Origin of the sequence: Flagellimonas hadalis (assembly GCF_007785775.2) — a bacterium.
GTDB lineage: Bacteria > Bacteroidota > Bacteroidia > Flavobacteriales > Flavobacteriaceae > Flagellimonas > Flagellimonas hadalis.
In genome coordinates this window covers 94,388-106,610 of sequence record NZ_VNIK02000001.1, presented here as the reverse complement: position 1 = coordinate 106,610, position 12,223 = coordinate 94,388, and the positions used below count along the sequence as shown (strand labels likewise).

General features: G+C 40.6%; 5 protein-coding genes and 1 pseudogene. 4 read left to right on the top strand and 2 right to left on the bottom strand.

All coding sequences use genetic code 11. From position 1 onward, the window contains the following. Window positions 1-23 precede the first annotated feature (23 nt). Window positions 24-2,717 (bottom strand): beta strand repeat-containing protein, encoded by a 2,694-nt coding sequence (locus FOT42_RS00430; protein WP_151888607.1) that lies wholly within the window; start codon window positions 2,715-2,717, stop codon window positions 24-26. A 416-nt stretch (window positions 2,718-3,133) separates the two neighbouring features. On the opposite strand from FOT42_RS00430, the gene FOT42_RS00425 reads away from it, so the two are divergent. Further along, window positions 3,134-5,995, top strand: coding sequence for a sensor histidine kinase (locus FOT42_RS00425; protein WP_151888606.1), 2,862 nt, complete (start codon window positions 3,134-3,136; stop codon window positions 5,993-5,995). Here the strand turns inward: FOT42_RS00425 and FOT42_RS00420 are convergent. Then, on the bottom strand, window positions 5,985-6,617 hold the full coding sequence (locus FOT42_RS00420) for a response regulator transcription factor (protein WP_192938289.1): 633 nt from the start codon (window positions 6,615-6,617) through the stop codon (window positions 5,985-5,987). The genes FOT42_RS00425 and FOT42_RS00420 overlap by 11 nt on opposite strands. 219 nt (window positions 6,618-6,836) lie before the next feature. Here FOT42_RS00420 and FOT42_RS00415 point away from each other — a divergent pair. The 3 genes and pseudogenes from FOT42_RS00415 to FOT42_RS00405 form a co-directional block, all read left to right on the top strand. Beyond that, window positions 6,837-7,160 (top strand): annotated as a pseudogene (locus tag FOT42_RS00415) (tyrosine-type recombinase/integrase); the annotation flags it as partial. A 1,133-nt stretch (window positions 7,161-8,293) separates the two neighbouring features. Further along, window positions 8,294-9,316, top strand: a complete 1,023-nt coding sequence (locus FOT42_RS00410; protein ID WP_151888603.1) for a helix-turn-helix domain-containing protein — start codon at window positions 8,294-8,296, stop codon at window positions 9,314-9,316. 495 nt (window positions 9,317-9,811) lie between these two features. After that, window positions 9,812-12,220, top strand: a complete 2,409-nt coding sequence (locus FOT42_RS00405; protein WP_151888602.1) for a TonB-dependent receptor — start codon at window positions 9,812-9,814, stop codon at window positions 12,218-12,220. The last annotated feature ends 3 nt before the right edge of the window (window positions 12,221-12,223 follow it).

The window sequence follows — 12,223 nt, the reverse complement described above, 5'->3', positions numbered from 1 at the left end:
TCCCACATTATCATGGATATATTTTATTTAAGATAGTTAAGGGTAATGTCCCCTATCCTAACTTTTTGATCCCCGTCATTGGCCGCACTTGTCATCTTTAATACTATGACGGCTGTTTGTCCAGCGCTCATGGTGGTAGGGCTCATCGAAGCCGTTGTCCAATTTGCAGAAGATGCAGGACTGATTGAGCCTTGGGGTGTTCCGTCTTCGAGGAACATTGCTGCTGAGAATGTTGCGCTTCCTTGTGCCTGAAAATCGATTTCAATGGGTATTGTCCCCCAATTTGTAAAGTCATTGGGCAGGGTGAACCGAAAAATAACATCATAGTCCTGTACCGTAGCCTCACCACTAGACCATTCATAGTAATTCATATAGTTGCCAGTAGGCCCTGTATTATCTGAAGTCAAGACCCCAATATTGTCCGTTCCATCTGCATATAATGTAGCTCCCGCATACTCCGCACTATATACTTCTTTTACCAATGGATTGATATAAGCACCACCATCTGCCCCCACTTTGACCGCATTACCATTGACAGGTTCTTCACTTACCACATTCAATAATTCCCCGGAATTGACTACATCATCAGAATCCCCTGCTTCATCAGTGAATGTGATCACCCCTGTAGTATTATCCTGGGATACCGTGGTAATCGTTTCATTGATATCATAACTTGTTCCATCAGCTTCTGTTACAGTCGCTACTTTATTTCCGACTATCAAATCAGTGATATCGAAACCATCCACATAGGATTTGTTTACTGCATCCAATCCAGCAACTGGAGCTGCAAGGTTTGTTATGGAACTGGAACCCATATCCAAGTCCCCGGTCATGGTATCACCCGAAATATTTACATATCGAGGATCATATAAGGCGGCATTGAACGGGTCAATCTCCACCCAACTTGAAGTATCGCTGTCATAAATATAGGTGCGTCCCACTTGTGTAGCATCCGCTGCAGAACTATTCACTATATATATATCCCCTTCATTGGGTGTACCTCCTATTTCGTTTACATCAATATCAGCCGTTGTTGTGGTTGGACCTGTATAAACATTTCCAACTGGCAGGGCCACATTACCATCTGAATCTGGAACAATATTGTTCACTGTTTTCACTCTCCTTTGATATAGCCATTGTGTGCCATCCCAGAAAATTCCATTATTTGGATTCGTCCCGGCAGCAAGCATTGGAAGAGTTATTTTTTGGGTCAGGTCGATCCCTGTTCCATCCGTGATATTCAAATTGACCCCGCTCAAGCTCAAATCTTGATTATCGATATCCATCAAATTCAAATCCAAGACTGTATCATTTCCATCCTCGTCCGTATACGTAATGGTGCCATCACCGTTGTCGGCCAAGGTGGTCAAAGTCTCTGCTACCGCGACGATGGTATTCAAATCGATATCAGTGGCAGCACCGTCCTCGTCCGTATAGGTGATGGTGCCGTCGCCGTTGTCGGCCAAGGGGGTCAAAGTCTCTGCTACCGCGACGATGGTATTCAAATCGATATCAGTGGCAGCACCGTCCTCGTCCGTATAGGTGATGGTGCCGTCGCCGTTGTCGGCCAAGGTGGTCAAAGTCTCTGCTACCGCGACGATGGTATTCAAATTGATATCAGTGGCAGCACCGTCCTCGTCCGTGTAGGTGATGGTGCCGTCGCCGTTGTCGGCCAAGGTGGTCAAAGTCTCCACTGCCGCGACAGCTGCTGTCAAGTCAATGTCGGTTGCAACGCCGTCCTCGTCCGTATAGGTAATGGTTCCATCACCGTTATCAACCAAGGTCGTCAGAGTCTCGGCAGCCGAAACGATAGTGTTCAAGTCAATATCGGTAGCCACCCCGTCTTCATCTGTATAACTAATAGTTCCATCACCATTATCAATCATTACGGTCAGCGTCTCCTGGGCGGCAACAAGGGTGCCGAGGTTCACCTGTGTGGTGTTCCCCGCCTCGTCCACATAGTCAAGGTTCACACCGTCGGCGTTCAGCGCTAGGCTCGTCAGGGTCTCCGCATCCGAGACCAGTGCGTTCAGGTCCAGCACCGTATCATTTCCGTCCTCGTCCGTATAGGTGATCGTCCCCGCAGTGGCGTCCTGCGCCAAGCTCGTCAGGGTCTCCGCATCCGAGACCAGTGCGTTCAGGGCCAGCACCGTATCATTTCCGTCCTCGTCCGTATAGGTGATCGTCCCCGCCGTGGCGTCCTGTGCCAAGCTCGTCAGCGTCTCCAACGAGTTTACAACGGTAGCTGATAAATAAGCCAGGCCATTGGCGTCTTCCACTATAAGGTTATCTATATTTGGACTAACCACATGGCTCGTAACAATATCCCATGAATCCGTGCTTTCATCATATACATAGGTATCTCCCGTTCCTGTATCTATATAAATTTGTCCATCGGTAGGTGCAATTGGGTCATCGATACCATCATTGGGCAAACCCAATCCAGTTTCAATGTTGCCAGAACCTCCCTCTCCTTCAATACTTATCCTATTCCACGCATTATTGTGCCAGTAATAATATCCTGGCATCATATCCGAAGTGGTAGCTGTATTGAACACCAATAAGCTCTCCACATTTCCAGAAGAAATAGTTGTCAAATCGTTTCGTCCTGTTAACTGTACACGAGGCAATAAAACACCCCTATCCCCCGCAACAACATCCAATTGTGCAGATTCATTGGGGGATTGTGTCCCTACACCGACCTGTGTGTATGACATGTAGCTAAAAAGAAAAATAACTATTGGAACGAGTAATCTTTTTATCATAAAAATCCTATCTATGTTAGTACTTGTCCTGTATTCGGACAATAAGGGCCCGATCTAAAAAAAGCCCAACCGAAGAAAGCACATTCCCCAACCATGCTTTGTAGACAAAATTCCTTTTACATGTAGAATTAATTCTACATGGGATTACGGGCAAAAGGAAAAAAATGTGATATTTTAGACTGCGGTTTACATAATCGATTGTTTAAAAAGTGCCCCAACCAAGAATAATCAAACTCTTTTCGTTCCTATTGTTTACCAATTTTGTTCTTGGGCAAAACTTTTATAGTGTCAAATGGTTTTCCGATAGCGAGGGCCTTCCACAAAATAGCGTTAAAGACATATTCCCGGACAAGCATAAATTCATTTGGTTGTCAACTGAGAATGGCCTGGTCCGGTATGACGGACAAAATTTTAAGCTCTTCAATGACACCAACATCAAAGGGTTGGACTCCAATAGAATGAAATTCTTTGAAGGAAATATGGAAACGGACAGTCTATTCTCCGTTAACAATGCAGGGAATGTCATATTGATACACAATCGGAGGGCAACTGTAACCAATGACCAGTCGCACAATTTTCAACCGTTATTTCGAAAACTCAAAAATTATTGGAACACCCCTCCACCACAACCCATCCAATTGGTTAAAAATAATTTTATGCGTCACGTACTACGTGATAAATCCTTTTTTTTAGTGGGGAATAACGCGATAAAAAAATATAGCAAGTCAGGTACTTTGATATCCACCCACAACAATACCTTTTCCGATTCCATTCAATTCTTTACGAAGGACGATAACCTATTCGCATTGGACAAGAGTGGCGGGTTCACCATGTTCAAAGAAAACAGGAGTGTCCCGATCCATGCAGATCTTCCATTCGATTCCAATGCGCTCATTTATGCAAACAATGTTGCCGATCAAGTATTCTTGTATTCCAATGACAAACTATATGATCTTACATTCACGGGCAAAACGGTATCAGGAAAAATTATATTCGAAGGAATTGATTTCAATACCTCAAGGATTTATTCCGTTTATTATGACCAAAAAAATGAAATAACCTACCTAGGGAGCTTAACCCGCGGTTTGTGCATAGCGAAAAAGCAATATTTTCAAAACATTCCCACAAACACCAAAACAAAGGATGCTATTGAGTATGGCATCAATAAGCTGAATGACAGCACACTTGTGACTGCCACTGGGGTTGAAATTCTAAACCGTAAGCTGGTGGTGCAATATGAAATGATAACCGAAAATTCCCTACGATATATTGCACAATTGGATTCCTCAAAAAACCTATGGATTTCCAAGGGGGAAACACTGAGCAAATTTTATGCAAATAGCTCTTATACCAACTATGAATCTATTCAACTAAGCGAAAAAATCAGATCGGCTCTCATCCAAGGGAATAACTTATGGATAGGCACCGGGCCGGAAAAAAACAAAAATGGTCAAGGAATACTGTTTGTACAAGACCTTGATAACCCAAAAATTGCCCCTACACCAATTCTTCGAACCCCACAAATGATAACCTCTCTTGCAAAAGAAAGCGATTCCATCATGTTTGTGGGAACCCACCAAGGTCTATATCGGTTCAATCAAAAAGACCATCGGACGTCTCTTGTCAAGGGTTTGGAGAAAGCTTATATCCGAAGTATGTACCCATCAGAAAATGAACTTTGGATATCCACTTATGAAGACGGTTTTTTTCTTTACAGGGACTCCCAAATATGGTCCTTCCCTTTGGACAAAAATCGATATTTGGCCACAGCGCATTGTATCATCGAAGATATTAAGGGGTATTTATGGATCACCACCAATAAGGGGCTTTTTCAAGTGCATAAAAATGATCTGATTGCTTATTTGGAAAACAATGCTAAACCCATCTATTATCATTACTATGACAAGATCTCCGGTTTCTCCAATAATGAATTCAACGGGGGCGGCTGTCCCTGTGGGGTTCAATTACCCAACCAGGATATTGTCTTTCCCTCACTTGATGGTTTGGTTTTTTTCAATCCCTCAAGCGTAAACCCGAAAGTCCCTGATAACGACCTTTACATCGATGAGATAATTGTTGATGGCAAACACAAATTTGTGGGAGATACAATTACTTTGAAAAAAAAGGATCGTATCATTTTTAAAGTTACAAGTCCTTTTTTCGGCAACCCGTACAACAGTCAAATCGAGGTTCAAATGGATGATGGGGCCTGGGAACCTACAGGCACCTCACAAACCTTATCCTATACAAACCTAGATCCCGGCCAACATTTTATTCGCGCCAGAAGATTAGCGGGGTTCAACGCCGGCTATCGCTATACCGGCATTAGCATCTATGTGGCTCCAACATTTTGGCAATCCACCTTCTTTAAGGCCCTATTAATTTTACTATTGTGCTCCATCACCTATTTGACCATTGTATTAAGAACCCGCTATGTCATCAAAAAAAATGTCCATTTAAAAAAGAAGATAAATGAACACACGTTGCAACTCCAGCACACTGTTCATATGTTGCGGGAAGCAAAGGAAGATTTGAAGAATCAAGTTTCAAAACAAAGAAAACTCGTTACCGCAATAACCCATGACATAAAAACGCCCTTAAGGTTCCTGACACTCACCAGTAAGTATTCATTTGACAATTTTAAAAGACTGAGCAATGGTGAGTTCCATGAATCCGTAAAGGCAATGTATACTTCCTCCTATCAGTTATCCCATTTTATAGAAAACGTTCTTGACTACAGCTTTATCTCCTTGGATAGCGAAAAATTGAACAAGGACACTTTCTCTTTATTTGATTTGATCGAAGAAAAAATCAAATTTTTTGAAAACATATCTGCATCGAGGAAATTAAAGGTTGACAACCAAGTTCCCAGCTCTCTCTCCTTATCATACAACCAACAACTGTTTTCCATAATAATCCACAATCTACTTGATAATTCGATCAAACATACTTACGATGGCAAAATCGTTTTTTGGCACCAGAAAGAGGAGGATAGGCTAACTCTAAACATTGAAGATACGGGGTCAGGGATGACAGCAGAAACCAAAGCATATCTATATGCCAAAAAAATGTCCATTGCAAACGGTTCCTACAAACAACAATTTAAACAAAAAGGGTTTGGTCTATCCATAGTTATGGAGTTACTAATGTTACTTGAAGGAGACATAACCCTTAAGAGCGAGGTAGGAAAAGGGACCTTGGTAAGTATCTCGTTCAACATCAACCATTAAATCCATGCGTCCCAGAACTTGCATTTAAGACCGCTATCAACTCAACAACATTTTTGACTTTCAATTTCTCAAAAATCCTATTCTTGTAGGTACTGACCGTTGATTTTTGGAGATTAAGATTATTACAAATTTCCTGGTTCCCCATTCCTTGGGCCAAATATCTTGCAACTTCCAGTTCCCTGCCTGACAATTGACTCAAAGGATTGTGGACCTCTTGGCCCAACGCCCTGTTGATTATTTTTCCCTTTACCGATTCGCTGAGATATTTATTCCCTTTCAGAATTGAATTAACGGCATGGATGATTTCTTCCTCGGAACTCAATTTATGTAGGTAACCATCCACTCCGGAATCTAAGTAAGGTAAGGCATATATTTCTTCGTCCAGCCCTGAGAACATAAGTGTTTTGGCCCTAGGCTGAAAAACCTTTATCTGATCCAACAACTGTTGGACAGTTCCTTTGGGGAAGGCAATATCAAGAAGAAAAATATCATAGGACGTTTCCTTTATTTTGGAAATAGCATCACAAATGTTGTCCACTTGATCTATCGCTGCCTTTTTATAAGCTTGATTCAGGATTAAACTAGTCCCATGCCTGACCACAAAATGGTCATCTACAATCAAAAATCTAATTTCCTTATTGAACAATGAAGTCTAAAATCTTATCCTACTTTCTATTAATTTATGAATAATAGGTCCTCTAAAAGTTCCCATTCAATCAGGTTACCAAAAATACAAAATTTGGTTTCCTCAACCGCTTTATAATTGGAAATATATAGGTACCGTAATAACGGCCCATTTAGTTAATTTTGAAAACCTGCCCATATCAGAAGTCATTATCGAAAGTACGAAGAACATCCCAGGGTAATCGAAAAAAAGATATTGCTGCCGGTTTATACGAATCAGCGTACCAATTCTTATTTGAAGGAAATTGCCGCGGCATGCAAGATCAAAAAGACACTGACCACCCATTTGGCCAGACATACGTTTGCAACGACCGTGACATTTTCAAATGGAGTACCAATCGAGTCTGTGAGCAAAATGCTTGGTCATACCTCTTTGAAGACGACCCAAATCTATGCCAAGGTATTGGATAGTAAAATTTCGGAAGATATGGAAAAATTGAAGAATGACCCCGCCCTATTGGAGTTTGCAAGGACAATTTGACAGCTTAAATTTCACAATGATTTTATGTTTATTGCGAATTATACACCTTTTATGGGCATTAGTTCACCAATTCCATTTTAGTATGTAATTCATATGATGAACGGGGTTGTCCAATTGAAAAAGGATAATTTGTCTACCAGTTTCCACATATGTTTCTATTCCTTCTTTGTTTTTGTCAAAATATTTTGATCCGATTTTATCTTGACGATACCAATTTCTCGGTGGTCTATTTTTAGGAAATCTCACAATTACCTTAAAATTATCACCTGAATGATTGTTAGATTTCGTCTCCCAGTATTCATTATCTAAAATAAAACTATCTATAAAATTTGCTGTTACAATAATTTTAGTTTAATCCCTCTTGTTTAAAACTTTTGGATATTGAATTTCAAAATTCAGTAATCCCGTTTCGTTCCATTCTCTTATTATTTCTGCTCCAGAAACACTTAAATTACTTATTGAACCAGCTACGTTTAAGCAATCATTAAAACTTTTCAAATTATCAATTAGCCTAATATGATAAACTTCTTTTTGTAGTTGTCTCTGATACCTTGTTCATCACAAATATCTAAGGTTACCACAGAATTTTTGGCATATACATCCAATGGATTGTCTTCGTTAGGAGTGGCAGAAACCACATCCGATTATATATATCTAATTATCAATACTTTAACGCTTAAACCTTAAGGGCATTCCCGCTAAGAACACGGATAGCAAAAAACAACTTTTGGGCACAATTTTCTTGTGCTCAACTATCAATAAAAATAGTGATAATATTCTAGTTATTGGTTTCCAATTTAATTTGCTTTATTATTAATACTCAAATCAATCTTTATTTCAAAGCATTGATTATCTACACTGAAAAGCGGAACCGACACTCAGCCATCTGAAACAGATTAAAACCTTAAGTTCAAATCGAAAAAACATTTATACCTAATCATACTTGTTCTTCAAAATTTCCGTTACCTAACATAGGTACGAATTTTAAAATCTGTACAATAGTTCAAGAAAATTGATTAGAAATCAGGTTAATGGGAGAATGTTAAATTTTAGTATTTTTTAATAAATTTTCAATCTATTTTCGTTTTTTATTGAATTATTTTAGCCTATCCGAAGAAAGTGCTCCATTATTTATGTTGGAAATAATCCAAATAATCGCCCTTATCCAGGGCTTGTTCCTTTTAAGTATTCTGCTCGTCAAACAAGAGAGCTACAAACGGGTAAATTTCATACTGCTCCTTGGATCCATTATTGCAATGCTTTTGAACATTGTCGGAGATGATGATTTCAACCTGTTTTTTTCCAACGCGAACTGGTATTTTTTCCAGTCCCCATTGATCATTACACTGTTCTTTTTACTGATAAAGTATCACCATTCCAAACAAGATAAGTTCCAAAACAGGGATTTTCTCTATTTTATTCCGTATGTGTTTTTTATCACGCTTCAAATCATAGATGACGTTAATGGCTTAGGTAAGAACATATGGTTAATGATAGGCGAAATTCTGGCAGGTGTAACGCTATTGGTCTATTTAGGGGATACCATCTATACTATCGTCAAAAACAAAACGGAAAGATGGATGCTGTTTTTTATAGTGCCCTATGCTTTTCTGAACTTAATAGACGAAGTTTCATTTATTGTAACAAGCAGCCATGATAATTTTTCCTTCTTGGAAAGTTATGGCATTATTGGAATATCTGCGGTATTGCTCTACATGATACTATTTAAGCTGGTCGTCTCCCCAACATCCGTACTTCCAAAGGCCGATATCAAGGCCTATAAAACTTCAAGTCTCACTAAATCCAAGGCAGAGGCATATAAAGGGGAGTTTCTGAAGCTTATGGATAAAGAGAAGCTTTATATCAATAGTAACCTAACGGTCAACCAAGTGGCGCAACGGATGGGTATTCCAAGACAGTACCTATCCGAAGTCTTGAACGTGTACTTAAAATCCAATTTTCAGGACTACATGAACAAGTACAGGGCCGAAGAATTTGTAGAATGTCTCAAGGATGAAAAGTTCAAGAATTACTCCATCATGGGTATTGCCAACGAAGTAGGTTTCAAATCCAAGTCCTCTTTCAACACTACCTTTAAAAGAATTTACGGGGTTACACCCAGTGAGTTTAAAAAGACATTGGCTTCGGCAATTTAGATTCAACCTCCCTCTAATTCTTTTCGGAAGAATGCCATTGCAAATCCGATTTCAAAAGCCTCTAAGAAGTTAAAGAAGTTTCCTTTTCCAGAAATTGGATTATTCCCTTACCTACAATTGGTACAGCAGAGTTTAGGAAGGCTATTTGGAATCGATAGCTTCAAATGGTACTGTCCAATCTGCAACGGTTTTTTTGCATTCCTAAGGTTATTAAGCCAAAACCTGAACCTATCAATTTTCACTTCGCCAAAAACAAAAAACAGCCCCAAATGGTACTGTTGGCATCTTTCCAAGTACGAAAAACGCATTTAGAACCTTTTGAAACCACACTGCACATTGATTTTAATAACCTAAAAATCAGTTATTTAAATTCATAATCACCATAAACAGGTACTGAAGGCGGATTCAAGACCTACTTAACTTTTAACGCTTTGGATGCAGGTCTAATTTTACCCCGGTTGAACGAAAACCTTAATCAAAAAACATCTAACAATTATGACAAAAACAAAGCGATTAAAACCCTTAAGGTCCAAAAAAAGGCAGGCCTTTTTGGTGGTGATACTGTTGTGTCCCGTATTCTTTTTTGCACAGACCAAATATACCATCAGTGGTGTGGTCAAGGATGTGGCCAACGGTGAAACACTCTTGGGAGCGACTGTCCTTTTAAAAGGCACTTCCATTGGAAGCACGACCAACGAATATGGTTTTTATTCCATCACGGCGCCTGAAGGTACTTATACCTTGACCATTTCCTATTTAGGTTTTACAACTTTTGAACAGGGTGTACAGCTTAGTGCTGACCAAAATCTCGACATTGAACTCAAAGAGGATGCCGCCCAATTGGATGAAGTGGTCATCACCGCTGAAGAATCAAAGAAAGTAGACCTTCAGACACCACAGATGAGTGTGGCAAAGCTCTCGACCAACGAGATCAAACAGATACCCGTTGTTTTGGGTGAGGTGGATTTGATAAAGTCCATACAACTATTGCCTGGTGTTGCCAACGCCGGCGAGGGTGCATCGGGCTTCAACGTACGCGGTGGTGCGGAAGACCAAAACCTAATTCTTTTGGATGAAGCAATTATTTACAACGCTTCCCATTTGTTTGGTTTCTTTTCGGTATTCAATGCTGATGCCATTAAGGATGTTAAACTTTATAAAGGGGGCATTCCCGCACGTTTTGGAGGGCGAGCTTCTTCGGTTCTGGATATACGTCAAAAAGACGGAAATAGTAAGGAGTTTGAACTCACTGGCGGTATTGGTGCCATTTCCAGCCGTTTGGCGGCGGAAGGGCCCATGTTCAAGAACAAAGGTTCGTTCCTAATGGCCGGTAGGGCTGCCTATGCCAATATATTCTTGGCCTTGGGCGGCGAAGATAGCAGGGCCGGATTTTACGATTTGAACCTGAAAACAAATTATGAAATTGATGAAAAGAACCGACTGTACCTATCCGGTTATTTTGGTAATGACAACTTTAACTTGTCAGGAATTTTCACGAATTCCTACGGGAACCTTTCAGGAAACTTGCGATGGAACCATATTTTCAACAACAAGTTGTTTTCCAATGTATCCCTAATATACAGCCGCTATAATTACAACCTGGAAATCCCCATTGAGGGAATTGATTGGACCTCTGATATCAGCAATTATAATGTGCGCTATGACCTAGGATATTATGCCAGCGAAAAATTAAAGTTTGATTTTGGGGTAAATGGTATCTATTACAACTTTAATCCGGGCAAGCTCAACCCTTTGGATGAAGATTCGGGCGTCAACCCAGAGAAATTGGACGACAAATTTGCCTTGGAAGCCGGAGTGTATGCAGGTTTGGAACATAAAATTTCGGATAAGCTCACCGCCCAATATGGCCTACGTTTCAGTTATTTCAATCGATTGGGTGAACAAACCTTAAACAATTACGCCAATAATTTACCCGTGGTCTTCAACGAAGAATTGGGTATTTATGAGCGTGCCGACCCAATTTCCAGTACCGATTACGGCAAGGGAAAAAGCATAGCTACCTTCAATAATCTGGAACCTCGGTTTGCCCTTTCCTATCAACTTAACGAGAAGTCTTCCTTGAAAGCAAGTTATAACCGGATGGCCCAATACCTGCATTTGATTTCCAACACCACATCAGCTACACCATTGGATGTCTGGGCACCCAGCGGAAAGTTTATTGAACCACAGATTGCAGACCAATATGCTGTAGGTTACTTCAGAAATTTCAGGGAAAATATGTTTTCCATTGAAGCCGAAGCCTATTACAAGACGGTAGACAATCGGGTGGATTATATCAATGGCGCTGAACTCATAGCACAAAACACCATTGAAACCGAAATTTTATCTGGTGAGGCCCGTGCCTATGGACTGGAGTTCTTGGTGCGAAAGAACAAAGGCGATTTTACAGGTTGGGTGGCGTACACATTGTCAAAATCGCAACAGCGCACTCCAGGCGGAGCAGCAGGCGGATTGGGCATCAACAACGGGAAATGGTATAACTCCAACTGGGACAGAACCCATGACTTTTCATTTACCGGAAGTTACAAACTCAACGAAAAATGGCGATTTGGGGCCAATATGGTATTCCAGACCGGGCGACCTGTCACCTATCCCAACGGGCAGTTTGTATTCAATGGACTATCCGTAGCGACGTATTCCGAAAGGAACGCAGACCGATTGCCGGCGTACCACAGATTGGACCTTTCCGCAACCCTGACACCTCGAAAAAATAAAGATAGGAAATGGCAAGGCGAATGGGTATTTGGCATTTACAATGCCTATAACAGAATGAACGCAGCCTCTATTTCCTTTGGCCAAAATCAAGAAACCGGCGTAAATGAAGCCACACGTACTGCCATATTCGGCATTGTCCCATCAGTAACCTACAACTTTAAATTTTAAAAC

What these genes read in the sequence shown, in the direction of transcription:
- FOT42_RS00405 (WP_151888602.1), top strand. Translation starts at nt 9,812, where the DNA reads ATGACAAAAACAAAGCGATTAAAACCCTTAAGGTCCAAAAAAAGGCAG.
- FOT42_RS00410 (WP_151888603.1), top strand. Translation starts at nt 8,294, where the DNA reads ATGTTGGAAATAATCCAAATAATCGCCCTTATCCAGGGCTTGTTCCTT.
- FOT42_RS00430 (WP_151888607.1), bottom strand. Translation starts at nt 2,717, where the DNA reads ATGTCATACACACAGGTCGGTGTAGGGACACAATCCCCCAATGAATCT.